The sequence below is a fragment of the Mesorhizobium sp. P2_C4 genome (assembly GCF_056404575.1).
On the sequence record NZ_JBFUDT010000007.1, the window covers coordinates 81,199 to 105,331 of the forward strand.

A 24,133-nucleotide genomic window follows, 5' to 3' on the forward strand; every position below is an offset into this window, starting at 1 on the left:
AGGCCGATCCGGCACAGCAAAAAGCCCGCTTCGAGCGGGCTTTTTATTGGCAGGATTTTTTGCGGTTTCAGGTTCGCGCCGCCCGGTCCGGCGCCATGCCGTAATCCTCTGAGCGCTCCACCGCCCGATAGAAGTCGGTCAGCTGCTTGCCACGCTCCGGCTTGAAGTTGCGGCCGGCGATGACCACCGAGGCGAGGCGATCGATGCGGAAGGCGCGGAAATCGTCGCGCATCTCGCACCAGGCGACCAATGTCCACACCTTGCCCCAGAACCAGAGGCCGAGCGGGCGGATATCGCGCGCGGTGCCGCGGCCGGCCTCGTCGGAATAGTCGATGGTCAGCACCTGGCGTTTTTCGACCGCGCGCTCGATCAGGTCGATCGCCTCGCGGGCTGCATCGCTCACCACCCACATCGGCGTGTGGATCTCGGTGCGGGCGATACGGTCTTTCTCGGCATCGGGCAGCACGGCGCCGATCTTGACCAGCGCCTCCTCGGCGGCCCGTGCCATGGCGGCACCGCCGAAGGCGCGCACCATGCGGGCGCCGGCGACCAGCGCCACGATCTCGTCACGCGTAAACATCAGTGGCGGAAGGTCAAAACCCTCCCTCATCATGTAACCGACACCGGCCTCGCCGTCGATCGGCACCCCGGTCGACTGCAGGTCGGCAATGTCGCGGTAGATGGTTCGCTCGGAAACCTCGAGCCACATGCCCAATTTCTGGGCGGTGACCAGACGGCCACCGCGCAGATGCTGCACGATCTGGAAGAGCCTGTCGGCGCGACGCATCGTATGGTCCCTCGGCGTTGTTTCTATGCATGTCGCGACCCCAAAACCGGTTCCCGTTTTTGGGCGGCATACACTATGGTTCCAGACCTTCGCGCTTGCGCTGCGCGGCAACGAATGCCGTGCCGAAGGACAATTTCTTGGTGGTCGGCGTGTTGGCGTCGAGCACCCGCCAGAAAGGCGCGATGTCATTCAATGTCATGCCGCGCTCGAGATCCTCGTTGGCGGCTTCGGCGACAGTGCGCAGATGATAGCCGATGGTGACCGGACATGTCACTTCGGCACCGTGCTCGATGGCGAGCGCGGTGCGCAGGGCACGGACATCCATGTCCACGCCTTTGGGAATTGTGCGGATGAAGTCGTCGACCTGCCGTGCCGTCGGCACCAGCATCGGCTGGCCTTCGACGACGTCGGACATCGTGCGCGGCGTCGGCCTGACGTCAGGAATGCCAGGCGCATTCAGTTTGTCGTTCCAGCTTTTCACCATTCCGGTTGCTCCCCTCTAGACGAACAGCCCAAAGCTGTTGCCGTCCGGGTCGAGACAATAGGCGAATGTGCCAGCCGGGATTGAGATCGCCGGCGAGACGACCTGCCCGCCATTCTCAGTCACCCGTGCCATTGCGTCTTCAATCGGTGCCGCGACCGACAAATGGATGGTCGGCCCGGTTCCGGGCACCGCCGGCTTTCCGGGATAGACGTGCCCGGATGCCATTCGCTCCTGGGCGGCGAACATCGCAATCGGGTTGGGACCGCTCTCCTCGAGCGTCAGATCGTTCTGCAGCACCGAGGCATAGAAGGCGCGCGCCCTGTCCATGTCAGTAACCGGTATTTCGAACCATGCCGATGCTTTTGCGGGAATCAAGGCCATGTCTCTCTCCTGACAGGATTGCACTATCGCACGCCACTCCTGACACCATACTGTCAGGAGCCTTCAGCATATTCCCTGGCGAACAGCGTACGCATGTGCGCAACGTCGCCGCTTCTCTCGGGATAGAGCGTCTTCAAGTAAGCCAGGGCAAACGTGCCCGGCGCTGAACCAGGCGCTGAGACGATGCGACTGTCGGCCACCGCATGCGGCATGTCCTGGTAGTTCTCGGCGCCGGAGTAGCCCGGCTCGTTTTCGTTGATCCAGTCGCGGCCGTTGCTGGTGTGTTTGACCTTGTCGAACAGGCCGGCACGCGCCAGTGCCAGCGTGCCGGCGCAGATGCCGCCAACCACGCCGCCGCGGGTCGCAACCGCCGTCAGCAATCCGGAGACGTCCGGCGACGCATCGCTGGTCCACCGGTCGGAGCCGATGACCGCAACCCCATCGAGGTCTGTGTTCTCGTCGGCTTTGGCCGAACGATCGGGTGTCAGCAGAAAGCCGCTGGCCGAGCCGACCGGCTTGCCGTCCGGCGTCAGCGACACCGCGCGGGTGCCGAACCATTCGACCGCCGATGCCGCCAACAGGCCGTATTCCCAGTCGGCGAAGCGATCGATGAAAAGCACACCGATGATCTTCTGTTCAGGCATATGTTCGCTCCATCCTCGTGCCAGCCGTATTTGTTATCTGGGCGCTGCGACGCCCGCATCCAACCGATGCGGGGAAGAAATTGCTTCAGTTGCCGCGGATGTGGCGGCCTTCAAACATATCCGGCCAACCAATGTCCTTGCGGACATCCGGCGGCAGCGAATTCATGAAGCGCTGGGTGCGGATCTCGTTGCGCATCGTCCGGATCTTGCCGACATAGTGCTGCACGCTGCGAAGAATTGTGGAACCGTTCATGGCGACTCTCCTCTGTTTTGATGAAAGCATCATCGCACACCCCTCCTGACAGCAGTCTGTCAGGAGCCTTCAGGGTCGTTGACGATCCTTGCCGCGCTCGCCGGCGTTGCGTTTGAGGCTTGGCGATTGTTCACTATCAGTGTCGGTTGAGGTGGGCGTCGTTCAGTCTCCAGCGACGGACTGTCGGCGTTTGCGGCCTTCAGCAACAGGGCCGGCATTCTGATATGGGAGGGGAATAATTTTCCATAAGAACAGGTCCACGACCTGGGGAGACGACCATGAGCCTGCAACTGACAGGAATTCACCATCTGACGGCAATCACCGCCAACGCGCCCGGAAATCTTCATTTCTACACCAGGGTTCTGGGCTTGCGGCTGGTCAAGAAGACGGTGAACCAGGACGACACGTCCGCCTATCATCTTTTCTACGCCGATGGAGAGGCGACGCCGGGCACCGACCTGACCTTCTTCGACTGGCCGGTCGGGCGCGAACGCCGTGGCACCCACAGCATCATCCGCACTGGCCTGCGGGTGGGCAGCCCCGAAAGCCTTACCTGGTGGAAAGAGCGCCTGGCCGGCGAAAACATCGCGACCGGAGAGATCGGCGATATTGGCGGCACCCTGTCGCTGGATTTCGAGGATCCCGAGGGCCAGCGCCTGCGTCTTGTCAGCGATGGCGGCGCAGGTGGCAGCCACCCCTGGGCGCAAAGCCCGGTCCCGGCCGCGCACCAGATACGCGGGCTCGGGCCGATCGTGATCAGCGTTCCCGACATCACCAACACCGAGGCGGTGCTAACCAGGGTGATGAACATGCGCAAAGGGCGCGACTATGCCTCGCCGGACGGTCAGGGTCAGGTGCATGCCTTCGAAATGGGCGAGGGCGGGCTGGCGGCGGAGCTCCATGTCGCGGTGCAGCCAGGCCTTTCGCCGGCCGGCCAAGGTGCGGGTGCCGTCCATCACGTCGCCTTCCGGGCGCCGGATCAGGCAACATTGCATCAGTGGACGGCGCGGCTGGCGGAGTTCCGCCTGCCGTCAAGCGGCGAGGTCGAGCGCTACTACTTCCGCTCGCTCTATTTCCGCGAGCCGAATGGCATCCTGTTCGAGATCGCCACCGACGGACCGGGCTTCACCGCCGACGAGCCGCTGGAGACGCTGGGCGAGAAGCTGGCGCTGCCGCCGTTCCTCGAACCGAAGCGCGCCGCGATCGAGGCCGGTCTCAAGCCGCTGGCCTAGCGTCTGCCAGGACAGGCGAAGGAGCGCTTTGACAGCCGGGCGCGATGCTGGTCAAAGGCGGCATGTCGAAACTCCTCGCCCTCGTCATCATCGCCATGATGGCCATCCAGCTGATCAAGCCGCTCGGCTGGCCGGGGCTGAAGCGGCGCAGCGATTTCTGGAAGCTGGCGCTGCTGGCGATGGCGGCGATTTCGATCACGGCGGTGCTGGGGCATTGGACCTGAGATCTGCCATCCGGCCTGCCGACTATTCCGCGATCACCAGCCCAACGAGATGTTCCGCCCAGGCGCGGTAGCCGGCCTCCGAGGCGTGAAATCCATCCGATGCGAAGCCGACCTCGGGGTCGGGGATCGGCAGTCGTGGCGCCGGCACCGCGCCGCGCTCGAGACAAAGGCGCTCGCCCATGCGGTTCATCTCGCCAGCGCGGATTTCCAGAATCTTGCCGAGCAGCGACGGCATTGCCGGAGCCCTCGTGAATTCCAGCACCGGCGACCACACCACGCGCGCCTCCGACCATTTGGCGCGTAGCGCATAGAGTAGGCCGCCAAACTCCTTCTTGAAGCGCGGCACCGAGTGAAAATTCTTGGTGTCGTTGGTGCCGATGGCCAGCACGATATGCGTCCACGGATCGGCCGACAGATTGGGTAAGACGTGGTCGCGGATCTGGCCCGATGTCGCCGAGTTGAAGCCGGCCGCCCGCCAGCGCACGGCGCGGCCGGTGCGTTGCGAGATCAGCGCTGCCAGTTGCGCGGCAAGCCCATTCTCGGAATTGCCGATACCGACCGAGGCAGCGGAGGAATCGCCCAGCACCAGCAGCGAGATGGTTGGCGCCTTGCCCTTGATATCGTGCATGACCGGGCCTTGCGCCGGCAACATGCGCGAGGTGCGGCGGCGAACGCCGAGCCCTTGCCAGATGTAGACCGGAAAGGCGAACCAAGTGAGGAGGGCAAGAAAGCGCACGGCGAAGACCTAAGACTATCGAGGATATGTACTTAACGCATCTGGCCTCGCCGGTGAACGACCTTGTGCCGGCCGGTGTCAGCCTTTGCTTTCGTGGCAGCAGTCGTCGCCCTGTGTTCCTGACCTGTCGCCATACTCATCGTGCAGCCGCACCCAGTCCATCAGGCTGTGGTAGGGACCGGTCTCGTTGCGGCCTTTCGGCGTCATGTCGAGATAATGATAGGCGCCGATCAGCGGATCGCCGCCCCTGGAGCGCGACATGAAGGTCAGGAAGATGTCGCCTTTCTCGTCCCTGTAGAACACGCTGCAGCCGGCAAGCTCCTTCGATGTCCGGGGGCGTGTCTCGAAATTGTAAGTGGTGTCGCCGGCCGCGATCTGCTTGTCGGTGAAGGAAACCTGCATGTCGAAGTTGAAGTCCGAGGCGTAGGCCGACAGCCAGTCGAACTTCCAGCCCATGCGCTGCTTGTAGGGAAGCAACTCGGCCAGCGGCGCACGCGACACCACGACCAGCGACACATCGTGGTTCCTCAGATGCTGGTTGGCGCCGTCGATGTGGTCGGCAAGGAAGGAACAGCCCTCGCAGCGGTAGTCGGCGCCTGGCCCGAACATGAAGTGGTAGACGATCAGCTGGCTCTTGCCGGCGAACAGGTCGGCCAACCGCTTCGGCCCCTGTTCGGTCTCGAAGACATAGTCCTTGCGCATTTTCAGCCACGGCAATTCCCGGCGCTCGGCGGCGATGCGGTCGCGAAACCGCGTCAACTCCTTCTCGCGCGCCAGATGCGCCTTATGCGCCTGGAACCAGTCTTCCCGCGAAACGACCTTGTTGCGATGCATGAACTTCTCCCTGTCATTCACCCCAAGGACGTTCGAGGTCGGCGCAAACCGACATTGCCGCCAGCTTTCCCAGACAGGAGATAGGTATGCCGCCGCAGCGCCCCAAGCCGGAGGGCCGCAAAACAAAACCCGGGCGCATCCGCCCGGGTCGGGATCAAGACAAATGCGTTGGGGTCAGGCAGCCTTTTCCAGGCTGGCCTGCCATTTTCCGAGCGCCGCCAGATGGTTCATTCGGGCGCGGTGGGCGAAGGCGGCCTGGCCGGCGGCGATGTTCGACGCCTTGCCGCTCCAGGCCTTCTGCGGCGCCGCCTGCAGCGCGCGGCCATAGGAAAAGGTCAGCTTCCACGGATGCGGGCCGATGGCATTGATGGCGTTGAGGTTGGCGGTCGCCTCCTCGTCCTCCTGGCCGCCGGAGAGGAAGGCGATGCCCTGCACCGCGGAAGGCACCGTCTCGCGGAACAGCTTTATGGTCTTTTCGGCGACTTCCTCGGGGCTGCTCACCTTGCCCGATTTCTTGCCGGCGAGCACCATGTTGGGCTTCAGGATGGTGCCTTCCAGCACGACGCCGGCCGCATGCAGCTCGTCATAGAGCTTGATCAGCGTCGCCTTGGAGATCGCATAGCAAGTGTCGATGTCGTGGGCGCCGTCCATCAACACCTCCGGCTCGACGATCGGCACGATGCCGGCCTCCTGGCAGAGCGCTGCATAGCGGGCCAGCGCATGGGCGTTGGAGGCGATCGAATTTGCGGAGGGCACGCCCTTGCCGGTGTCGATATCGATCACCGCGCGCCATTTGGCAAAGCGGGCGCCGAGCTTGTAATAGTCGGCGAGCCGCTCGCGCAGGCCGTCGAGGCCCTCGGTGACGGTGTCGCCGGGAAAGCCGGCCAGAGGCTTGGCGCCGGCGTCGACCTTGATGCCGGGAATGGCGCCGGCGGCCTTGATGATGTCGACCAGCGGCGTGCCGTCGGCGGCCTTCTGGCGAATGGTCTCGTCATAGAGGATGACGCCGGAGATGTATTTGGTCATCGCATCCTTGGCGCGGAACATCATCTCGCGATAGTCGCGGCGGCTGTCGGCGGTGGATTCGACACCGATGACGTCAAAGCGCTTCTTGATGGTGCCGGAGCTTTCGTCGGCGGCCAACAGGCCCTTGCCATCGGCCACGATTGCGGCGGCAATGTCTTCGAGACGTTCGCTCATGCTTGCTTCTCCTGAAACGGGTTTCCGCGCCAACGGAACTCTACCGCCAAAGGAATGGCGCCGGAAAGCGTGAATCGCTTGAAAGCCGCCGGCGCTCCTGTTCGCTCGCTGAGTGTTGATCGGTTCAGCGTTTCAACACATCGACGCCGGGCAGCGGCTTGCCTTCCATCCATTCCAGGAAAGCGCCGCCGGCGGTCGAGACATAGGTGAAGTCGTCGGCGACGCCAGCATGGTTGAGCGCCGCCACCGTATCGCCGCCGCCGGCGACAGAGACCAGCTTGCCGGCCTTGGTGCGCACTGCTGCGTGCCTGGCCGCCGCCACCGTCGCATGGTCGAAGGGCTCGATCTCGAAGGCGCCAAGCGGACCGTTCCAGACCAGCGTCGCGGCACGGTCGATCCATTCGGCAACGCTCTTCACGGTCTTTTCGCCGACATCGAGGATCATGCCATCGGCCGGCACCGCCGATATGGCGACGGTCTCGCTGGCAGCGCCCGCCTTGAACTCCTTCGCCACCACGCCGTCGACCGGCAGGATGATGGCGCAGCCGGCCTCGGCCGCTTCAATCATGATCTGCTTGGCGGTCGAGGCCAAATCATGCTCGCACAGCGACTTGCCGACAGCGGTGCCGCGCGCGGCAAGAAAAGTGTTGGCCATGCCGCCGCCGATGACCAGCGCGTCGACCTTCTTCACCAGATTCATCAACAGGTCGATCTTGCTCGACACTTTGGCGCCGCCGACGATGGCGACCACGGGGCGGACGGGATTGCCGAGGCCCTTTTCCAGGGCGTCGAGCTCGGCCTGCATGGTGCGGCCGGCGAAGGCCGGCAGCAGATGCGCCAGCCCTTCGGTCGACGAATGGGCGCGGTGCGCGGCGGAAAACGCATCGTTGACGAAGATGTCGCCATTGGCAGCCAGCTTTTCGGTGAAGGCCGGATCGTTCTTCTCCTCGGCCTTGTAGAAGCGGGTGTTTTCGAGCAGCAGCACGTCGCCCTTGTTCATGGCGGCAACCGCACTCGCGGCCTTGTCGCCGATGCAGTCGGCAGCAAAGCCGACCGGGCGACCGAGTACCTCGGCAGTCGCCTTGGCGATCGGCTCCAGCGAGAATTCCGGCGACGGGCCATCCTTGGGCCGGCCGAAATGGGCGAGCAGGATGACCTTGGCGCCTTTGCCGGACAATTCGGCGATGGTCGGGGCGATGCGCTCGATGCGGGTGGCGTCGGTGACCTTGCCCTCAGCGACGGGAACGTTGAGGTCGACGCGCACCAGCACGCGCTTGCCGGAGATGTTGCCGATATCGTCGAGTGTCCTAAAGCCGGCCATGCTGGTTCCTTTCCGCGGAAAATCGCCGGGACCATACCCCGCGCCAACGACGATGCAAGACCTGCGACCGGTCGAGGCGGAAAATATGATCTGGTGGCTTGTGTCGGGAGTGGTCAGCTCTCGCTTTGTGTCTTTTCCCCCGCCGGTTCCGGGGCTGGTTCCACCTGCGCCTCAGCCTCGGCAATCTGCGTTTCACCGGGCTTGCGCCAATTGCGGACAAGGGCGGAGACACGGTCGCGGATTTCGCCGGCGCTGAGGAAAACTGGCACCCGCGCCACCGGCGCTGTCGGCTCGAAGGACAGGCCGAGGCCCATGATCTTGCCCTTGTCGTCGACGTCGCGGACGATCAGTTCGATCGGGCCAATCAGCACCCGGTCCGCATATTCGGCATGGCCGCCAAGCCGCGCCGTCACCAGGGCGCCGACTGTGAGCTTTTGTTCTGCCTCGGTCAGGCCCGGCGCATAGGCGGCCTCCAGTTCCTCGGCCGAGCGGGCCGGGTCGACGGCGAAGGCGCCGAAGAAATCCGCATCCTCGGGATCGACCACGGCGCGGCTGGCGAACAATTTGTCGAGCAGGCGCGGATAGCGGTCCGGCACGAAGATGTAGACCTGGTCGCCGGCCGCCAGCCGGCCCATGTCCTGGAAGCGCATCGAGCGCCCGTCGCGCAGCACCAGTGAGGGCCGCGCCCAGCGCGGAATGCGCTCGCCGCGCGCCACCGGGCTGCCCGGCGCGACGCGGTAGGCAAGCAGCTCGTGATGGGCCGAGCCCGGCAGTTCGAGCTCGACCTTGTCCAGCGGCCCAAGGCGGGCCGGCACGATCAGGCCAAGGCGGCGCGCCAGCGGTCCGACGGTCCAGCCCTGGAAGACCAGCGACACCAGCACGATGATGAAGGCGGTGTTGAAGATGAGGCGGCCGTTCTCGAGGCCGCCAAGCAGCGGGGTGATGGCGAGCAGGATGGAGACGGCACCGCGCAGGCCGACCCAGGACACGAAGGCGACCTCGGGGCGCGGCAGACGAAACGGGATCAGGCACAGCCAGACGGCAAGCGGCCGGGCGATGAAGATCAGGAACAGGCCGAGCAACACCGCCGGCACCATGATCGCCGGAAACTGCGACGGCGTCGCGAACAGGCCGAGGATCAGGAACATGATGATCTGCGCCAGCCACGACATGCCGTCCTGGAAGCGCTTGAGAATGGTGACGGCGCGGATGTCGGAATTGCCGGCAACCAGGCCGGCGAGATAGACCGCCAGAAAGCCCGAGCCGCCGATGGCGCCGGCGGCGGCGAACACCATCAGCGACAATGTCAGCACGAAGATCGGCAGCAGGCCGTGATCAAGGTTAAGCCGGTCGACGAGGCGCACGATGGCCATGCCGCCGAGAATGCCGACGACGGCGCCGAGCCCCATATTGAGCAGGAAGCCGAGGACGAGGTTGGTGACCAGAACCTTGGCTTCGGGGTCGGCATGAGCGGCGATGATCTCGACCAGGGTGATGGTCAGGAAGATGGCGATCGGGTCATTGGTGCCGGATTCGACTTCGAGCGTGGCGCGCACGCGCTCGCGCAGATTGATCTCGCCGGCACGCAGCAGGAAGAACACCGCCGCGGCATCGGTCGAGGCGACGGCGGCACCGAGCAGGAAGGATTCCAGCCAGGTGAGATCGAGCACATAATAGGCTGCGGCGCCGAACAGGCCGGTGGTCAGGAGGACGCCGACGGTCGCCAGCGACAGCGCCGGTCCGGCTGCCTGGCGCAAGGCGTTGAGCGGCGTGCCGAAACCGGAATCAAACAGGATGACGGCGAGCGCCAGTGAGCCGGCAAAATAAGCCAGCCGTGCATTGTCGAACTGGATGCCAAGACCGTCGGTTCCGGTGGCCAGGCCGATGCACAAAAACAAGAGCAGGAGGGGTGCGCCGAAGCGGAAGGCGATCAGGCTCGAAAACGCGGCGGCAAGGACAAGCGCGGTGCCGACCAGCGTGACGAGATAGATCGCATGCTCCATCCGTGATTTGCCCCTCGAATTCCTCTGTCTCTCGCTTTACGGGAGAGTGGGGCGAAGGCATGGCCAGCGCAAGGCGAGAGGATGGTTTTTTGGCCTCATCGCCAACAACGACAGCGGCCGATCGCCGGGTGTGGTTTCAGACGCGAACGAAGAGCGTCGGATAATCCATGACCAGGGCGTGCTCGTCGACGGGAAGCTCGGCGGTGAAGCTGCCGTCGGCGGCCTCATAACGGTAAAGTTTTCCGGCTTCGAGACAGGTGTAGCGCTGGCCGTCGACGACGGGAATGAAGTCGTCGAAAGGAACGTAGAGCATCCGCAATTCGACGGTGCCGTCTTCGGGTCTCAGCGCCAGCCGCTGTATCGGCAGCGTGTTGGTGAAGGGTGTGCCGGCCAGGTCGATGTCGATGCAGCCGTCGAATTCCTGGCGTGGTTTGCCGTCCGGGTCGCTCCAGTGGCCGGCGCCGTCCGACACGAGCGAAAGCGTGCGGCCGTCGGTGGTCTCGACCGTGAACGAGCGCACGCACCAGCACGCATCGCACTCGATCCGGTAGGTCGCGCCGAAAGGCTTGCCGTCGCGCTCACCGATCACCACGCTGTCGGCAACGAGACCGCCAGCTTTCGGCTGCAACGTCAGATGCTCGAGCCCGGTGCCTTGCACCGGGCGCCAGCGACGCGTGAGCGGCGGCAACATGCCGTCAGATGGTTTTGCCGAAGGCGACTGCGGTGTCGGACATACGGTTGGAGAAGCCCCACTCATTGTCGTACCAGGACAGCACCGAAACGAAGTTGCCGTCCATGACCTTGGTCTGGTCGAGCGCCATGATCGAGGAACGCGGATCATGGTTGAAGTCGATCGAGACGTTCGGATGATGGGTAACGCCGAGGATGCCCTTGAGCTTGCCATTGGAGGCGGCGATGACCGCGTCGTTGATTTCCTGGACGGTGGTCGAACGCTTGGCGATGAACTTGAAATCGACGACCGAGACGTTCGGGGTCGGCACGCGGATCGAAATGCCGTCGAGCTTGCCCTTGAGGTCGGGCAGCACCAGGCCGATCGCCTTGGCGGCACCGGTCGAGGTGGGGATCTGCGACAAAGCGGCGGCGCGGGCGCGGTAGAGATCCTTGTGCATGGTGTCCAGCGTCGGCTGGTCGCCGGTGTAGGAATGGATCGTCGTCATCATGCCCTTCTCGATGCCGACGGTCTCGTGCAGCACGGCAGCCAGCGGCGCCAGGCAGTTGGTGGTGCACGACGCGTTCGAGATGACGATGTGGTCCTTGGTCAACTGGTCGTGGTTGATGCCGTAGACGACGGTGAGGTCGGCGCCCTCGGCCGGAGCCGAGACGATGACACGCTTGGCGCCGGCGGCCAGATGCGCGGCTGCCTTGTCGCGGGCGGTGAAGATGCCGGTGCATTCGAGCGCGATGTCGATGCCGAGTTCCTTCCACGGCAGCTGCGTCGGATCCTTGATCGCGGTGACCTTGAACTTTTCCTTGCCGACTGTGATCTGGTCGCCATCGACGGACACTTCATGCGGGAAGCGGCCGTGCACGCTGTCGTAGCGCAGCAGGTGCGCGTTGGTCTCGACCGGGCCGAGATCGTTGACGGCGACGACGTCGATGTCCTTGCGGCCGGATTCGTGGATGGCGCGCAGGATGTTGCGGCCGATGCGGCCGAATCCGTTGATGGCTACTCTGACGGTCATTTTTCTCTCCCGGGGAGCTGGAGGGCAGACAATTGGTCCGCAGCTTCATAGCGGCGGAAGCGGAAAGAATCCAGCCGCAGCGACATGAATTTAAATCGATTAGGTTAGGCCAGTCCGGCGAAACCGCTGTGTGCGATTCCGCCGGAGCATTCTTGTTTGGTGCATGTCGCTATCCCAAAACCGCAATACACGTTTGGGCGACAGGCACAGGTCTTACTTGCCGTGCAGGCGGGCTTCCGCCGCCTTGGCTGCCGCATCGGCGGTTATGCCAAAATGCGGATAGAGCTGTTCGATGGTGCCGGAGGCGCCGAAACCGGTCATGCCGATGAAGATGCCGTCGGAACCGATCAGATGATCCCAGCCCTGGCGGATGCCCGCTTCGATCGCCATCTTGATGGGCGCGTTGCCGATCGTCTTCTTGCGGTAGTCGGCGCTCTGCTGGTCGAACAGCTCGAAGCAGGGAACCGAGACGACGCGGGTCGGATGGCCGTGTTTTTCCAGCAGCTCACGGGCAGCGACCGCGATCTCGACCTCGGAGCCGGAGGCGAAGATGGTCACCGCCGCTTCGCCGCTGGCGGCGACGAGCTCATAGGCGCCCTGGCCGCTGAGATTCTTGGCGACGAATTCGGTGCGCAGCGTCGGCAGGTTCTGGCGGGTCAGCGCCAGGGTCGACGGCGTCTTTTCCGCTTCGATGGCCAGCTGCCAGCATTCGGCGGTTTCGACCGCGTCGGCCGGACGGAAGACATTGTGGTTGGGAATGGCGCGCAGCGCCGCCATGTGCTCGACCGGCTGGTGGGTCGGGCCGTCTTCGCCCAGGCCAATGGAATCATGGGTCATGACGAAGATCGAGCGGATGCCCATCAGCGAAGCGAGGCGCATCGCCGGACGCGCATAGTCGGAGAAGCACATGAAAGTGCCGCCATAGGCGATGAGGCCGCCATGTAGCGTCAGGCCGTTGAGCGCGGCGGCCATGCCGTGCTCGCGGATGCCGTAGTGGACATAGCGCTGGCCGTAGTCGTCGGCGGTGATGTTCTTGGTCTGGCTGGTCTTGGTGTTGTTGGAGCCGGTCAGGTCGGCCGAGCCGCCGATGGTTTCCGGCACCGCGCCGTTGATGATCTCAAGCGCCATTTCCGAGGATTTGCGGGTGGCGACCTTCGGCTTGTCGGCTGCGAGCTTCTTCTTGTAGTCGGCGATGACGGCGTCGAAGTTCGACGGCAGCTTGCCGGCGATGCGGCGCTCGAACTCGCCGCGCAGATTGGCGTCGGCCTTGGCAAGGCGACCTTCCCAATCGGTGCGGGCCTTGACGCCGGTCTTGCCGGCGCCGCGCCATGCGTCGAGGATGTCGGCCGGAATCTCGAAGGGCGGCGACTCCCAGTTGAAGAACTTGCGCGCGCCGGCGATCTCTTCGGCGCCGAGCGGCGAGCCGTGCGCCTTGTTGGTGCCGGCCTTGGTCGGTGCGCCGAAACCGATGGTCGTCTTGCAGGCGATCATCGTCGGCTTGTCGGAATGGCGGGCGGCCTCGATGGCATAGGCGATCGCTTCGGGATCGGTGCCGTCAATGTGGCTGGCGTTCCAGCCGGAGGCCTGGAAGCGGGCGACCTGGTCGGTGTTGTCGGCCAGCGAAACCGGACCGTCGATCGAGATGTTGTTGTTGTCCCAGAAGACGATCAGCTTGTTGAGCTTGAGATGGCCGGCAAGCGCGATGGCTTCCTGCGAAATGCCTTCCATCAGGCAGCCGTCGCCGGCCAGCACATAGGTGTAGTGGTTGACGAGGTCATTGCCGAAGGCGGCGTTCATGATGCGCTCGCCAAGCGCGAAGCCGACCGAATTGGCGAGACCCTGGCCTAGCGGGCCGGTCGTCGTCTCGATGCCGGCGGCGTGGCCATATTCGGGATGGCCCGCCGTCTTCGAGCCCAGCTGGCGGAAGCTCTTGATCTGGTCGATCGCTATGTCTTCGTAGCCGGTGAGATAGAGCAGCGAATAGAGCAGCATCGAACCGTGGCCGGCCGACAGGATGAAGCGGTCGCGGTCGGCCCAGTGTGGGGCCTTGGCATCGTATTTCAGGAAGCGCGTGAACAGCACCGTGGCGATGTCGGCGCAGCCCATGGGCAGGCCGGGGTGGCCCGACTGGGCCTTCTCGACGGCGTCCATGGAAAGAAAACGGATCGCATTGGCCATCCGGTCATGTTGTTCACGCGATGTCATGCTTCCTCCAATATGGGGGGTTGGGGCCTTGGGAGAGCCCTTGAAAAGGGTGCGCGACACATAGCAGGCGCGGCCTTTTAGTCAACAAACCGGTGCGTTTTTGCCGGCCTTGTGATGGTGGGTATGCGCGTACATTAGCGTTAGCGGGGGACAGTCGTGAGAGCTTTGTTGACGTCACCTTCACACGGCGCCTAATGTTTCGGAGATAACGCGTTCTGAATGCGAATGATTCGGTGATGGGCAGGGCACAGGACGAAGGCCATGACCGGGGAAACGACACTTAAGGAAGTCATCGGCAGGCTGGGCAAGGCCATCGAAGGGCTGGAAAACGCGGTCGCGGCCAAGCTCGAGCATGAGCGGGATTATTCCGAATCCGAAGCCGAGGTGCAGCGCATGAACGCCGACCGCTCGCGGCTGGCGCAGGAACTCGACAATTCAGAAGCCCGCGCCGAACGGCTGGAAGACGCCAACAAGGAAGTGTCGCGCCGACTGGTGACCGCCATGGAAACCATCCGCGCGGTGCTGGACAGGTAGGCTCATGGCACAAGTCACGGTTTCCATCGACGGCAAGCAGTATCGGATGGCCTGCGACGAGGGCCAGGAAGAACACCTGATCGACCTTGCCGAGCGCTTCGACCGCTATGTCTCGCATCTGAAGGATTCGTTTGGCGAGATCGGCGACCAGCGGCTGACGGTCATGGCCGGCATCATGGTCATGGACGAGCTGTCGGAACTGCAAAAACGCGTCAAGGGCATGGAAAGCGAAGTGCTGACGCTGCGCAAGACGCGCGACGACGCGCTGACCAAGGCCGACAAGAACGATTCCGTGCTGACCGGCGCGCTCGGCGCACTCGCCCAGCGCATGGAAGACCTGGCGACGTCGCTGGCGGTGAAGAAGGCCTGACGCTGCCTTCGTATTCCCGGCAGCAGGAAAATGCTCACGCCGCCGCTGACAAGAGTTTCATATTTTCTTGCAACCCGAATTTTTGCGCTAAGATGCAGCACGCCGGGCGGACGGCTTGAAGGCGGCTTGCCGGCTGCCCGACATTCGCTGCCGGCGGCAATTGTCTGTAAAAGCATCTGTTTACAAGGGGAGTGTGTCATGAGCCTTCGTATCAACGATATCGCGCCGGATTTCACCGCCGAGACCACGCAGGGGACGATCAGCTTTCATCAATGGATTGGCGACGGCTGGGCGGTGCTGTTCAGCCATCCGAAGAATTTCACCCCGGTGTGCACGACCGAGCTCGGCACGATGGCGGGGTTGGAAGGGGAGTTCAAGAAGCGCAACGTCAAGATCATCGGCATTTCGGTCGATCCGGTCGCGAGCCATGACAAGTGGCAGGCCGACATCAAGACGGCGACCGGCCAGACGGTTAATTATCCGCTGATCGGCGATAAGGAGCTCAAGGTCGCCAAGCTCTACGAGATGCTGCCGGCGGGAGCCGGCGAAACTTCGGAAGGGCGCACGCCGGCCGACAACGCCACGGTGCGATCGGTCTACGTCATCGGCCCCGACAAGAAGATCAAGCTGGTGCTGACCTATCCGATGACCACCGGCCGCAACTTCGACGAAATCCTGCGCGTCATCGATTCCATCCAGCTGACCGCCAAGCACCAGGTGGCGACACCGGCCAACTGGAAGCAGGGCGAAGATGTCATCATCACCGCCGCCGTTTCCAACGAGGACGCGATCAAGCGCTTTGGCGCCTTCGACACGATCCTGCCGTATCTCAGGAAGACCAAGCAGCCTTCCGCCTAGATTCAGGTGATGCCGGCCTGCAAATGGCGGCTTCCTGCGCTTCCGGTGCTCACGTACAAAAAGTACGCTCCGCTCCGGTTCTCGGAAGCCACCATTTTCGGCTCGGCCTGACCTGAATCTCATCACGCCCTGGAGCGAGCGACAAAAAAACGGCGGCGTCAGTTTCCTGACGCCGCCGTTTGTGTTCCTGCCGTAAGGCTTTACGCCGCCGGCTGTACCTCGATGGTGCGCAGCGCCTGCATCTGGCGCTTGGCCGCGGCCTTGACCGCGTCCTGTACCTTCTCGAAGGCGCGCACCTCGATCTGGCGCACGCGCTCGCGGCTGATGTCGAACTCGGCCGACAGCTCTTCCAGCGTCAGCGGCTCTTCGGCGAGGCGACGCGCCTCGAAGATGCGCCGTTCGCGCTCGTTGAGCACGGCAAGAGCGCCCGACAGCATGCCGCGCCGGTTTTCCAGCTCGTCCTGCTCGATCAGCATCTCTTCCTGGCTTTCATGGTCGTCGACCAGCCAGTCCTGCCATTCGCCGGATTCACCTTCGCTGGCGCGGATCGGCGCGTTGAGTGAAGCGTCGCCCGACAGGCGGCGGTTCATCGACACCACTTCGGCTTCCGAGACGTTCAGACGTGTGGCGATCTCGGTGATCTGGTCAGGCTTCAAGTCGCCATCGTCGAGCGCCTGGATCTTGCCCTTCACCTTGCGCAGGTTGAAGAACAGGCGCTTCTGGTTGGCGGTGGTGCCCATCTTGACCAGGCTCCACGAGCGCAGGATGTACTCCTGGATAGAGGCCTTGATCCACCACATGGCGTATGTGGCGAGGCGGAAGCCACGCTCGGGTTCGAATTTCTTGACGGCCTGCATCAGGCCGACATTGCCTTCCGAGATCACCTCGCCGATCGGCAGGCCATAGCCGCGATAGCCCATGGCGATCTTGGCAACGAGCCTGAGGTGGCTGGTGACGAGCTTGTGCGCAGCCGTGGTGTCCTCATGCTCGGCATAACGCTTGGCGAGCATGTACTCTTCCTGCGGCTGAAGCATCGGAAAGCGGCGGATTTCTTCCAGGTAGCGGCTGAGGCCGCCTTCGCCGGAAACGATACTGGGTAATGACTGGGCCATGATAGCGCCCCCTCTCTCTTGGAGTGATGCCCCCGAAACGCGGCGGGCATGTGACGCGAACGCCAAAAGGCTCATTCGCGACAACGAATTCATATAGGAACAAAACCAGAAAAGACAGGCATTTGTTCAACACGAAACAGTGTGTCACGCCAAAGTGAACAATGCCGCTCAGGTTTTAGAAGACCGGTTCAGAGTTTGCGAAAACCGCCGACGAGTTCCTCCATGTCCCCCGGTATCGGCGCCTCGAACCTCATCGGTAGATGGGTAGTCGGGTGGCGAAATGCAAGGAGGCGGGCATGCAAAGCCTGTCGCGGAAATGCCTTCACGTTGGTCTTCAACGGTTCGGGCAGCCGGTTGGCCTTGGTGCGGAAGGCCTGGCCATAATCGGGATCGCCGACCACCGGATGGCCGATATGCGCCATGTGGACGCGGATCTGGTGGGTGCGGCCGGTTTCCAGCCGGCATTCGACCATGCTTGCGGTGGCAAATTCCTGCTGCTGTTCGCCAAAGCGCTCCAGCACGGCAAAATGGGTGATGGCGTGGCGGGCATCGTCGCGACCAGCCGGCACCACGGCGCGACGCACGCGGTCGGCGGCACGGCCAAGCGGCGCATCGACCTTTCCCGTCGGCCTTGTCGGTATGCCCCAGACCAGCGCCAGATAGGCGCGTTCGAGATCGCCGGTCAGTCCGTGATCGGCAAAGGCTTCCGACAAGGACTTGTGGGCACGATCAGTCTTGGCCACGACCATGACGCCGCTGGTCTCCTTGTCGAGGCGGTGAACGATGCCCGGCCGTCTGACGCCGCCAATGCCGGACAGGCTGTCGCCGCAGTGATGGATCAGCGCGTTGACCAGTGTGCCGGTCCAGTTGCCGGCGCCGGGATGGACGACCAGCCCGGCAGGCTTGTTGATGACGATCAGCTCGGCGTCTTCGTAGAGCACCTCCAGCGCAATGGCTTCGCCTTGCGGCTCGGCCGGCTCCGGTTCCGGCATCTCCACCGACACTTGCTCGCCGGCGGTCATCTTGCGCTTCGTCTCGTCGACCGGTTTGCCGCCGATCTTGACCGCACCCTGCTTGATCAGCATCTGCACCCGGCTGCGCGACATGTCCGGGCCGAGCTGGCCGGCCAGCCATTGGTCGAGCCGCTGCCCGACCGCGTCAGCGCCTGCTTCCAGCGTGATCGGCGCGGCCTCTATGAATTGCTGGGTCTCTTCGCTATGAGCGCTCATCGAAAATGTTCCGGAATTTTGCCATGGCCAAGCCGCTTGCCGACGAAGACCAGGAAAAACCGCTCGACCCCGAAGTCGAAAGCGTGCGGAAGAAACTCCTGCGCTTCATGGCCGTCAATCTCGGCCTGCTGTTGCTGGCCCTTATGGTGGTGATCGGCGCGCTTGTCTACAAAGCCCGCAATGCGCCTTCCGTCAGCCCGCCGCTGGCCGGCGACATCCAGGTGCCCGCCGGCGAGCCGCTGACCGGGGACATCGTGCTGCCGGTCGGGGCGAAAATCGTCAGCCAATCGCTGTCCGGCAACCGCATCTCGATCGACGCCGAGCTTGCCGACGGCAGCCGGACAATCTTTGTCTATGACATTGCCGAGCGTCGCATCGTCGGCCGCTTCGCAATCCGCAACAAGTAGTTGGCCGCACATGCAGCAAACAAGTATGCAGCAGATATGACCGGGTTTGCCGAAAGCCGCCGCATTGCAACCGTCACGCTCGTCGTCGCCGATTATGACGAGGCGATTGCCTGGTATGTCAGCAAGCTTGGCTTTGCCCTCACCGACGACATCGATCTCGGTGACGGCAAGCGCTGGGTGACGGTCACACCGGCAAACGGGCAAGGCGCGCGGCTGCTTCTGGCCGAGGCAGCGGACGATGCGCAGAAAAGCCGGATCGGAAACCAGGCCGGCGGCCGGGTTTTCCTGTTCCTCGAAACCGACGACTTTGCCCGCGACCACGCGACGATGCTCGAAAACGGCATCGAATTCCGCGAAACGCCGCGCCATGAGCCCTATGGGACGGTGGCGGTTTTCGCCGATCTCTACGGCAATCTCTGGGACCTGATCGAGCCGAAACGCCAGGCCTGAAACAGCCCGGATAATACGGACAACCGATTGTCCCGAAGCCCCGTTGCTTTTTCCCAGCCGTCAGCCTATATCGCCGGTTCTTGAACGCGCCCATCGTCTAGCGGTCAGGACACCGCCCTCTCACGGCGGGAACAGGGGTTCGATTCCCCTTGGGCGTACCAACAAGATCAATACTTAGCTTTTCTCACTACCCCCCGCCCGCGGTGCGTTCCCGCAGGTGTGGCCTTAAGTCGCAAGCTATTGGCTTCACGGAAGGCGCAACCAACACCATATAGCGGTCCACAGCCTCTAAAACGAGAGAAGCTCACCCAAGCGCGGTCGCACTGCGGCCGTCAGCCGGCGTCGGCTTATGAACCAGGAACCTGAAAACCATCATGCCTAAGAATGTCAGACTAGCTTCGAGAGACGTCCCCCTTATTCAGCTCGGCGTTTATCAGTGCCGCTTCCCGGTTAGCGAAGATCGGTCAGTGCCCGGGGGTTACCGTTTTTGCGCTGGGGCAACTTCGCCGGATCGCGTGTATTGCGATCACCACCACACCATTGTGACCGCGGTGGACCCTCGTCGAGTCCGTTCGGGCCTCCAGTTGGCTCAACGACGCGCCGCGTAGGTTACGATTGGTCAGTTGAGCCCACCGCGCGCTGGCGGTGGACGTTGCTTCGTCGGCTATCAGGTCGTCCTTCAAATCCAATCGGCGACCCCATTTCGGTCAACGAAAAGGTTCAACGCAAACATTGACGGCGTCAGCGAACCAGCGCTGCGCGCACGCGGAATTGCCAAAGAGATCGCCGCGGCCGCTTGAAGCCGGTCGCGGCTGACGAGTGCGGCCGGGTCAGTCTGAGACAATTTCGTAGTGAAGAACCTGGGCGTCGCCGAGGGACGGCCTCAGTCCAGGCGAGATGACGCCGGAGCCGAAGAGGAGAATATCTTCGCGGCGTACGAACACTTCATGGCCGGGTCCCATCGATACAAATGTGCCCGACGAGCTTCGCTCGACAAGCCGGGCCCTGCCATTCGAAATGGTGAAGGTCGCGTGGTGCCTTGAAACCCAGGGCCGCTCGACGACAATATTGCATTCCGGAGATCGGCCGATGGTCACGAATTCGTTGTTTCGACAGGATCGCAACTGATCTCCATAGCGGATGACCAGTTTGGCCAGCCGCGGCGGGACGGAGCGCCTGCTGGTAATGGTGCCCCGGCTGGTGATCTGCGTACTGAGGGCCCCATCGTCGCTCCACAGGGTATAGACATCGAAGAGTTCTTGTTTCCCCTTCAAGGCCATTTTGTCGAGGAGCCGCAAGCCACTGCGGCTCCCCGCGGAAAGGGCTTCGCAGAAGCTCTGGCTGATCAGCACCTCCCCGGGGTTGGCCGTAGTGGACAACCTTGCGGTGACATTGACAACGTCACCGAAGACCTCGCCCCGTGCGCGGATGACCGCCCCGAAATGCAATCCTATACGGGCGCTCAACGGCCCTTCCGTCAGTTGGCGGCTGATTTGGCAGACGGCCCTCAGCGCTGCCTCCGGGCTCTCGAACAGGCTGAGTACGTCATCGCCTTTCGAATGAATGAAATCACCGCCGTGCCGGGCGACGATCTCGCGCATCGCGTCCAGGCAATCCGAGACCTGCTGCAGAGCGGCATCGTCGCCGATGCGCTCATAGAGGGGCGTGCTGCCCACGACATCAGCTAGGAGGACTGCAGCTAGAAGTCTTTCCTGATCCATCGAACTCGTATCCGCCCCGAGAACACAGCGTATATAACACACCAAAGCTGCCTTTGACCTATCCACTTGCGCGCCTGGGGCCGCGGCGGTGCTTCGCTTCTAAGGGTTACGCCCTCACTCGGGAACAGGGGTTCGATTCCCCTTGGGCGTACCAAGATCTCAAAACATTGTGCTCGGATTCGTCGCTTCTGGCGCGGCGCTGCCAATTGATTTAGCATCGCTTCAAAAGCCATGAGCCAAAGGCTCGGGACGGCGCGCAGGACGCCGGGGAACGGATCGGGAAAGCCGCCAGGCAAGCACATCCGCCGCGCGCATGACGTGGTTGGCTATGTCATGCGGCGGCCAGAGATCGAAGCTCGTCGCAAGGGACGGGACGAGGCAGGGAGAGGGCCAATGCAGAAACTGCAATCGCAAGGCGTCCATCACATCACGCTGGTCGGTGCCGGGCGCCAGACCTCCATCGATTTCTGGGAAGGTGTGCTGGGCATGCCGTTCATCTTCGAGCAGCCCAACCTCGACAAAGCCAAGGAGAGCCATCTCTATTTCGATCCGGGCGACGGAAGGCTGATCACCATCTTCACCGATGAGAGCCGCACGGCGGTCAAGCGGCGCACGCCGACCGATCCGGGTTGCGTCCACCACATCGCCTTCTCGGTGTCGCGCGTCACTTTCCTGCAGGCGGTCGCCCGGCTCGACGAGCGCGCCATCAAGCACAGCGGCGTCAAGGATCGCGGCTTCATGGATTCGATCTATTTCGAGGATCCGCTTGGCCTGCTGATCGAGCTTGCCTCCTACCGCTTCGAGCCGCCGGCGGGCTTCACGCATGCCGACGTGCTGATGGAGGCGCACAAGATCCGCGTCGCGCGCGGTGACTACGCAATAGCCGAAGTGCATCTCGCCGACGCGATCCAGGCGCTCGTAGAGCGCTCCCGCGCGACCTTGTCGGACGACCGGGCGGCGAAGAATCCGTACTGACGACCAACAAAAACCAGAGGGAGGACCACAATGGCAAAGACAGCGACGAAAAGTGCGAAGAAGCCCGCGGCCAAGGCAGCCGCCAAGCCGACAGCGAAAGCTGCAACCAAGGCAGCGTCGAAAGTTTCGGCAAAGCCGGTAGCGAAATCGGCGGCAAAGCCGGCGCCGAAGGCGACGGCAAAAGCCGCGCCGAAGACCAAGGCGAAAGCGGCGAAAAAGCCGGCGCTGAAGCTCAGCATGCTGAAGCCGAGCGTCAACAACATGACCGTTCGGGTGTTTGCGCGCGCTGCCGGGTTCGACGCTGCCGAGACCGACGCCTGGGGCCACACGCGCTCGCCCGAATATATGGCGCGCAACCCGGCGCATCTGACGCCGATGATCGAGGACAAGGGCCTGCCGCGCGGCGTGCTGTGGGAAAGCTGCGCCATCATGCAGTATCTCGCCAACAAGCACGGGCTGGACAAATTCTATCCCAAGGCACCGGCCAAGCGGGCGATGGTCGACAGCGCCATGTTCTACCTGATCGGCACGCTCTACCCCTATGTGGCGCGCGCCACCTATCCGGCGCTCGGCTTCCCGCAATATGCCGGCGAGGTCGGCCACAGCGACGCCCATCCCGACAGCAAGTCGCAAGCCCAGAAGGCTGCCATGGCCGCGATCGCCGAGCCGCTGGAAGTCTTTCACAGCTTCTTCCGGGACGGCAAGCCGTTCATCGGGGGCAACAACCCGTCGATCGCCGACATCCGCCTGGCGTCGACGCTCGAGTTCCTGGCGGTCATCGATTACACGCTGCCCAATTGGGCGAAGGAGTATATGGCGGCGATCGAGAAAAAGCTTGGCAAGGCCTATGCTGAGCCGGCCGCCGATGTTCGCGGCTATATCGCCTATGTGAAATCGCAGGCCACGGCATGATGCTAAGAACTCGTTAACCAAAGCCCTGTCTACTCAAGGCAATTCACTTCCGGTCCGTGACCACGGATGTACTGGCGCGGATGTCGAGGTGGAAGGAAAGGTCGGCCCCGCGCCGGCCTTTTTGCTTTTCGCGGACGCCCATACAAAAAGCCCGCGCGTTTCCGGGCGGGCTCGTTCAAGCGCGGGTCAGCGTCGCTGGTGCGGACAGTCCTAGACTACGGGGGACTGTTTGGTAGCTGCCGTGACGTTCGACAGCTTTTCTCGCTTCTGAAGCGTCGGCTTTTCGTAGGTCTTCTTCATGATTTTCCCCCGGGGCAAATGATGGTGCGAGTGGTCATATTCCACTGAAGACTGGATCGAATTTCTATCGAAAATGCTACGTCCGGACAACAAAAAGTATCAAGCCCACGAGATGCGGGCCAGTCACAGGTGGGTGGAGCATTGCTGCCTTGTCGCGATCAATGGTGTTGGCGCCTGGCATTGACATGCCGTTCCAGCTCCGGCGTCTCGAAAACATAGTCGTTCCAGGCCGATTCCGGAATCTGGCCGGCCAGATAGCATTCCAGCAACAGGCTTTGCTCAGGCGTCAGGGGTCTCGGCGCCCGCTCATGGTCCAGTCCCAGCGAGTGGATCAGGTTTCTGGTCAGGCCAGAGACGGTGAAGTGAATAGACATCTTCGGTCTCCTTTGCGCATACAACGCGCAAGGCCGGGCAAAGGTTTCAACGGCAAGCGGCCGATTTTGCGGGATTGGTCACCGTGGCGCGCCTCGCTCGATGCCGTCTGTCCGGCTTCACATTGAACTGCCTGGAACGCTCTTGCTGTCACGGCGTTGTGGCAGGCGATCAACCAGGAGCAATCGCCATGGTTACGTTCAGGGAAATGAAGGTGCAGGAGATTGTCGAGGACCAATCTCTCACCATCGAAGAGAAAATCGCCGGGCTTCGCGAGATCGAATCCGAGGCGCGCGGGTTGCAGCGCGCAGCGTCAGAAAGTTCGATGAGCGACGACGACGGCTGGCAGGACGAGTTGCGCCAGGTGCGTTTCGCTCTGGAAAAACTCGGCGCCAAGGAGCCTAAAAAGGGCGCAGCGTCGCTTTGACTACCTTCAGCTGAGAAAAGTCGGCCGGCTATTCGCAGACCACGCGGTAGCGCTTGCCGGGTGCGGTGACATCCTTGCAGGCCAGCGGCTTCGTTGGTTCGGCAGAAAGGCTTGGTGGGTTGGAGAGCCTCGTCGGGCGCCTTGCCGGCGGAGCGTCCCTGCTGGCTGCGAACCGTCTTGGCTCGTGCGGCGCCACCGGAAAGACACCGGTTTGCGCCTGCAATTGGCTTGCCCGTGTCTGCGATGGATCCGGGTCCCAAAACCGCCTGACATCGAGCGGCCTGGGGATGACCACCGTGCCGTCATAGCTGCGTGCGCAACCGCTGCCGAAAAGCAGCGTCGCGCCCAGGAAAAAAGGCAGAATCCGACCGAACATTAGCAATACCCCTGGGTACTTATAACGCGGCCGCGGTCTCGCCGACAACCGGCCGAATTGACGCGTTCCAGTTGCGGTTTTTT

Annotated in this window: 28 protein-coding genes and 1 tRNA gene; 11 read left to right on the top strand and 18 right to left on the bottom strand. The window is 63.0% G+C overall.

What is annotated here, in order from left to right; all coding sequences use genetic code 11:
- Window positions 1-67: 67 nt before the first annotated feature.
- From AC1DX6_RS23935 to AC1DX6_RS23955, 5 genes are all read right to left on the bottom strand, one after another.
- Window positions 68-787: a helix-turn-helix transcriptional regulator gene (locus AC1DX6_RS23935; RefSeq protein ID WP_477317907.1), complete on the bottom strand. Its 720-nt coding sequence runs from the start codon at window positions 785-787 to the stop codon at window positions 68-70.
- A 73-nt stretch (window positions 788-860) separates the two neighbouring features.
- Entirely contained in the window at window positions 861-1,271 is a 411-nt protein-coding gene (locus AC1DX6_RS23940; RefSeq protein WP_477317908.1) for a hypothetical protein, read from the bottom strand.
- 15 nt (window positions 1,272-1,286) lie between these two features.
- Entirely contained in the window at window positions 1,287-1,652 is a 366-nt protein-coding gene (locus tag AC1DX6_RS23945; protein WP_477317909.1) for a VOC family protein, read from the bottom strand.
- A gap of 53 nt (window positions 1,653-1,705) precedes the next feature.
- Window positions 1,706-2,296 carry a DJ-1/PfpI family protein gene (locus AC1DX6_RS23950; RefSeq protein ID WP_477317911.1) on the bottom strand — a complete coding sequence of 197 codons (591 nt, stop codon included), beginning with the start codon at window positions 2,294-2,296 and terminating at the stop codon, window positions 1,706-1,708.
- A gap of 85 nt (window positions 2,297-2,381) precedes the next feature.
- The gene (locus AC1DX6_RS23955) at window positions 2,382-2,549 is read right to left on the bottom strand and encodes a hypothetical protein (RefSeq protein WP_477246300.1); all 168 of its coding nucleotides are present in this window, start codon (window positions 2,547-2,549) and stop codon (window positions 2,382-2,384) included.
- Window positions 2,550-2,827: 278 nt separating this feature from the next.
- Between AC1DX6_RS23955 and AC1DX6_RS23960 the strand changes: the two genes are divergently transcribed.
- Window positions 2,828-3,781, top strand: coding sequence for a ring-cleaving dioxygenase (locus AC1DX6_RS23960; protein ID WP_477317913.1), 954 nt, complete (start codon window positions 2,828-2,830; stop codon window positions 3,779-3,781).
- 44 nt (window positions 3,782-3,825) lie between these two features.
- Window positions 3,826-4,005: a hypothetical protein gene (locus AC1DX6_RS23965; RefSeq protein ID WP_477271510.1), complete on the top strand. Its 180-nt coding sequence runs from the start codon at window positions 3,826-3,828 to the stop codon at window positions 4,003-4,005.
- A gap of 22 nt (window positions 4,006-4,027) precedes the next feature.
- Here AC1DX6_RS23965 and AC1DX6_RS23970 read toward each other — a convergent pair whose 3' ends face one another.
- From AC1DX6_RS23970 to tkt, 8 genes are all read right to left on the bottom strand, one after another.
- Window positions 4,028-4,741, bottom strand: a complete 714-nt coding sequence (locus AC1DX6_RS23970; RefSeq protein WP_477317915.1) for an SGNH/GDSL hydrolase family protein — start codon at window positions 4,739-4,741, stop codon at window positions 4,028-4,030.
- Window positions 4,742-4,819: 78 nt separating this feature from the next.
- Complete coding sequence (locus AC1DX6_RS23975) at window positions 4,820-5,575, bottom strand: DUF899 domain-containing protein (RefSeq protein ID WP_477317917.1); 756 nt, start codon at window positions 5,573-5,575, stop codon at window positions 4,820-4,822.
- Between the two features lie 174 nt (window positions 5,576-5,749).
- A complete protein-coding gene (locus AC1DX6_RS23980; protein WP_477317919.1) occupies window positions 5,750-6,775 on the bottom strand; it encodes a class I fructose-bisphosphate aldolase in 1,026 nt (341 codons plus the stop codon).
- Between the two features lie 124 nt (window positions 6,776-6,899).
- Window positions 6,900-8,096 carry a phosphoglycerate kinase gene (locus tag AC1DX6_RS23985; RefSeq protein ID WP_477317920.1) on the bottom strand — a complete coding sequence of 399 codons (1,197 nt, stop codon included), beginning with the start codon at window positions 8,094-8,096 and terminating at the stop codon, window positions 6,900-6,902.
- Between the two features lie 113 nt (window positions 8,097-8,209).
- On the bottom strand, window positions 8,210-10,099 hold the full coding sequence (locus AC1DX6_RS23990; protein ID WP_477317922.1) for a potassium/proton antiporter: 1,890 nt from the start codon (window positions 10,097-10,099) through the stop codon (window positions 8,210-8,212).
- A gap of 136 nt (window positions 10,100-10,235) precedes the next feature.
- Window positions 10,236-10,790 carry a putative glycolipid-binding domain-containing protein gene (locus AC1DX6_RS23995; RefSeq protein ID WP_477317924.1) on the bottom strand — a complete coding sequence of 185 codons (555 nt, stop codon included), beginning with the start codon at window positions 10,788-10,790 and terminating at the stop codon, window positions 10,236-10,238.
- Between the two features lie 4 nt (window positions 10,791-10,794).
- Entirely contained in the window at window positions 10,795-11,802 is a 1,008-nt protein-coding gene (gene gap, locus AC1DX6_RS24000; protein ID WP_477317926.1) for a type I glyceraldehyde-3-phosphate dehydrogenase, read from the bottom strand.
- Between the two features lie 213 nt (window positions 11,803-12,015).
- On the bottom strand, window positions 12,016-14,007 hold the full coding sequence (gene tkt, locus AC1DX6_RS24005; protein WP_477317928.1) for a transketolase: 1,992 nt from the start codon (window positions 14,005-14,007) through the stop codon (window positions 12,016-12,018).
- 261 nt (window positions 14,008-14,268) lie between these two features.
- On the opposite strand from tkt, the gene AC1DX6_RS24010 reads away from it, so the two are divergent.
- From AC1DX6_RS24010 to AC1DX6_RS24020, 3 genes are all read left to right on the top strand, one after another.
- A complete protein-coding gene (locus AC1DX6_RS24010; protein ID WP_477317930.1) occupies window positions 14,269-14,541 on the top strand; it encodes a DUF4164 domain-containing protein in 273 nt (90 codons plus the stop codon).
- A 4-nt stretch (window positions 14,542-14,545) separates the two neighbouring features.
- Entirely contained in the window at window positions 14,546-14,911 is a 366-nt protein-coding gene (locus AC1DX6_RS24015) for a cell division protein ZapA (protein WP_258606986.1), read from the top strand.
- A gap of 198 nt (window positions 14,912-15,109) precedes the next feature.
- Complete coding sequence (locus AC1DX6_RS24020) at window positions 15,110-15,769, top strand: peroxiredoxin (protein WP_477317932.1); 660 nt, start codon at window positions 15,110-15,112, stop codon at window positions 15,767-15,769.
- Between the two features lie 200 nt (window positions 15,770-15,969).
- Here the strand turns inward: AC1DX6_RS24020 and rpoH are convergent, their stop codons facing one another.
- Window positions 15,970-16,881, bottom strand: coding sequence for an RNA polymerase sigma factor RpoH (gene rpoH, locus AC1DX6_RS24025; protein WP_477246322.1), 912 nt, complete (start codon window positions 16,879-16,881; stop codon window positions 15,970-15,972).
- A 188-nt stretch (window positions 16,882-17,069) separates the two neighbouring features.
- Window positions 17,070-18,110, bottom strand: coding sequence for an RluA family pseudouridine synthase (locus tag AC1DX6_RS24030; RefSeq protein WP_477317934.1), 1,041 nt, complete (start codon window positions 18,108-18,110; stop codon window positions 17,070-17,072).
- Between the two features lie 23 nt (window positions 18,111-18,133).
- Between AC1DX6_RS24030 and AC1DX6_RS24035 the strand changes: the two genes are divergently transcribed.
- From AC1DX6_RS24035 to AC1DX6_RS24045, 3 genes are all read left to right on the top strand, one after another.
- Entirely contained in the window at window positions 18,134-18,517 is a 384-nt protein-coding gene (locus AC1DX6_RS24035; protein WP_477317936.1) for a fimbrial protein, read from the top strand.
- A 36-nt stretch (window positions 18,518-18,553) separates the two neighbouring features.
- Entirely contained in the window at window positions 18,554-18,967 is a 414-nt protein-coding gene (locus tag AC1DX6_RS24040) for a VOC family protein (protein ID WP_477317938.1), read from the top strand.
- A gap of 86 nt (window positions 18,968-19,053) precedes the next feature.
- Window positions 19,054-19,128 (top strand) — tRNA-Glu (locus AC1DX6_RS24045).
- Window positions 19,129-19,797: 669 nt separating this feature from the next.
- Here AC1DX6_RS24045 and AC1DX6_RS24050 read toward each other — a convergent pair.
- Window positions 19,798-20,688, bottom strand: coding sequence for an adenylate/guanylate cyclase domain-containing protein (locus AC1DX6_RS24050; RefSeq protein WP_477317940.1), 891 nt, complete (start codon window positions 20,686-20,688; stop codon window positions 19,798-19,800).
- Between the two features lie 393 nt (window positions 20,689-21,081).
- Here AC1DX6_RS24050 and AC1DX6_RS24055 point away from each other — a divergent pair, with 393 nt between their 5' ends.
- Window positions 21,082-21,663 carry a VOC family protein gene (locus tag AC1DX6_RS24055; RefSeq protein ID WP_477317942.1) on the top strand — a complete coding sequence of 194 codons (582 nt, stop codon included), beginning with the start codon at window positions 21,082-21,084 and terminating at the stop codon, window positions 21,661-21,663.
- Between the two features lie 30 nt (window positions 21,664-21,693).
- Entirely contained in the window at window positions 21,694-22,575 is an 882-nt protein-coding gene (locus AC1DX6_RS24060) for a glutathione S-transferase family protein (protein WP_477317944.1), read from the top strand.
- A gap of 458 nt (window positions 22,576-23,033) precedes the next feature.
- Here AC1DX6_RS24060 and AC1DX6_RS24065 read toward each other — a convergent pair whose 3' ends face one another.
- Complete coding sequence (locus AC1DX6_RS24065) at window positions 23,034-23,249, bottom strand: hypothetical protein (protein WP_477317946.1); 216 nt, start codon at window positions 23,247-23,249, stop codon at window positions 23,034-23,036.
- 83 nt (window positions 23,250-23,332) lie between these two features.
- Between AC1DX6_RS24065 and AC1DX6_RS24070 the strand changes: the two genes are divergently transcribed.
- A complete protein-coding gene (locus tag AC1DX6_RS24070) occupies window positions 23,333-23,674 on the top strand; it encodes a hypothetical protein (RefSeq protein ID WP_477317950.1) in 342 nt (113 codons plus the stop codon).
- A gap of 28 nt (window positions 23,675-23,702) precedes the next feature.
- Here the strand turns inward: AC1DX6_RS24070 and AC1DX6_RS24075 are convergent, their stop codons facing one another.
- On the bottom strand, window positions 23,703-24,050 hold the full coding sequence (locus tag AC1DX6_RS24075) for a hypothetical protein (RefSeq protein ID WP_477317952.1): 348 nt from the start codon (window positions 24,048-24,050) through the stop codon (window positions 23,703-23,705).
- Window positions 24,051-24,133: the final 83 nt, after the last annotated feature.

Bases quoted from the DNA above. Each gene is read 5' to 3' on its own strand.
- AC1DX6_RS23945 (WP_477317909.1), bottom strand. From the start codon at position 1,652: ATGGCCTTGATTCCCGCAAAAGCATCGGCATGGTTCGAAATACCGGTT.
- AC1DX6_RS24060 (WP_477317944.1), top strand. From the start codon at position 21,694: ATGGCAAAGACAGCGACGAAAAGTGCGAAGAAGCCCGCGGCCAAGGCA.
- AC1DX6_RS23960 (WP_477317913.1), top strand. From the start codon at position 2,828: ATGAGCCTGCAACTGACAGGAATTCACCATCTGACGGCAATCACCGCC.
- AC1DX6_RS23955 (WP_477246300.1), bottom strand. From the start codon at position 2,549: ATGAACGGTTCCACAATTCTTCGCAGCGTGCAGCACTATGTCGGCAAG.
- AC1DX6_RS24015 (WP_258606986.1), top strand. From the start codon at position 14,546: ATGGCACAAGTCACGGTTTCCATCGACGGCAAGCAGTATCGGATGGCC.
- AC1DX6_RS23990 (WP_477317922.1), bottom strand. From the start codon at position 10,099: ATGGAGCATGCGATCTATCTCGTCACGCTGGTCGGCACCGCGCTTGTC.
- AC1DX6_RS24055 (WP_477317942.1), top strand. From the start codon at position 21,082: ATGCAGAAACTGCAATCGCAAGGCGTCCATCACATCACGCTGGTCGGT.
- AC1DX6_RS23980 (WP_477317919.1), bottom strand. From the start codon at position 6,775: ATGAGCGAACGTCTCGAAGACATTGCCGCCGCAATCGTGGCCGATGGC.
- AC1DX6_RS23950 (WP_477317911.1), bottom strand. From the start codon at position 2,296: ATGCCTGAACAGAAGATCATCGGTGTGCTTTTCATCGATCGCTTCGCC.
- AC1DX6_RS24010 (WP_477317930.1), top strand. From the start codon at position 14,269: ATGACCGGGGAAACGACACTTAAGGAAGTCATCGGCAGGCTGGGCAAG.
- AC1DX6_RS23995 (WP_477317924.1), bottom strand. From the start codon at position 10,790: ATGTTGCCGCCGCTCACGCGTCGCTGGCGCCCGGTGCAAGGCACCGGG.
- rpoH (WP_477246322.1), bottom strand. From the start codon at position 16,881: ATGGCCCAGTCATTACCCAGTATCGTTTCCGGCGAAGGCGGCCTCAGC.
- AC1DX6_RS23975 (WP_477317917.1), bottom strand. From the start codon at position 5,575: ATGCATCGCAACAAGGTCGTTTCGCGGGAAGACTGGTTCCAGGCGCAT.
- AC1DX6_RS24075 (WP_477317952.1), bottom strand. From the start codon at position 24,050: ATGTTCGGTCGGATTCTGCCTTTTTTCCTGGGCGCGACGCTGCTTTTC.
- AC1DX6_RS23940 (WP_477317908.1), bottom strand. From the start codon at position 1,271: ATGGTGAAAAGCTGGAACGACAAACTGAATGCGCCTGGCATTCCTGAC.
- AC1DX6_RS24050 (WP_477317940.1), bottom strand. From the start codon at position 20,688: ATGGATCAGGAAAGACTTCTAGCTGCAGTCCTCCTAGCTGATGTCGTG.
- AC1DX6_RS23965 (WP_477271510.1), top strand. From the start codon at position 3,826: ATGCTGGTCAAAGGCGGCATGTCGAAACTCCTCGCCCTCGTCATCATC.
- AC1DX6_RS24020 (WP_477317932.1), top strand. From the start codon at position 15,110: ATGAGCCTTCGTATCAACGATATCGCGCCGGATTTCACCGCCGAGACC.
- AC1DX6_RS23935 (WP_477317907.1), bottom strand. From the start codon at position 787: ATGCGTCGCGCCGACAGGCTCTTCCAGATCGTGCAGCATCTGCGCGGT.
- tkt (WP_477317928.1), bottom strand. From the start codon at position 14,007: ATGACATCGCGTGAACAACATGACCGGATGGCCAATGCGATCCGTTTT.
- AC1DX6_RS24030 (WP_477317934.1), bottom strand. From the start codon at position 18,110: ATGAGCGCTCATAGCGAAGAGACCCAGCAATTCATAGAGGCCGCGCCG.
- AC1DX6_RS24065 (WP_477317946.1), bottom strand. From the start codon at position 23,249: ATGTCTATTCACTTCACCGTCTCTGGCCTGACCAGAAACCTGATCCAC.
- gap (WP_477317926.1), bottom strand. From the start codon at position 11,802: ATGACCGTCAGAGTAGCCATCAACGGATTCGGCCGCATCGGCCGCAAC.
- AC1DX6_RS24035 (WP_477317936.1), top strand. From the start codon at position 18,134: ATGGCCAAGCCGCTTGCCGACGAAGACCAGGAAAAACCGCTCGACCCC.
- AC1DX6_RS23985 (WP_477317920.1), bottom strand. From the start codon at position 8,096: ATGGCCGGCTTTAGGACACTCGACGATATCGGCAACATCTCCGGCAAG.
- AC1DX6_RS24040 (WP_477317938.1), top strand. From the start codon at position 18,554: ATGACCGGGTTTGCCGAAAGCCGCCGCATTGCAACCGTCACGCTCGTC.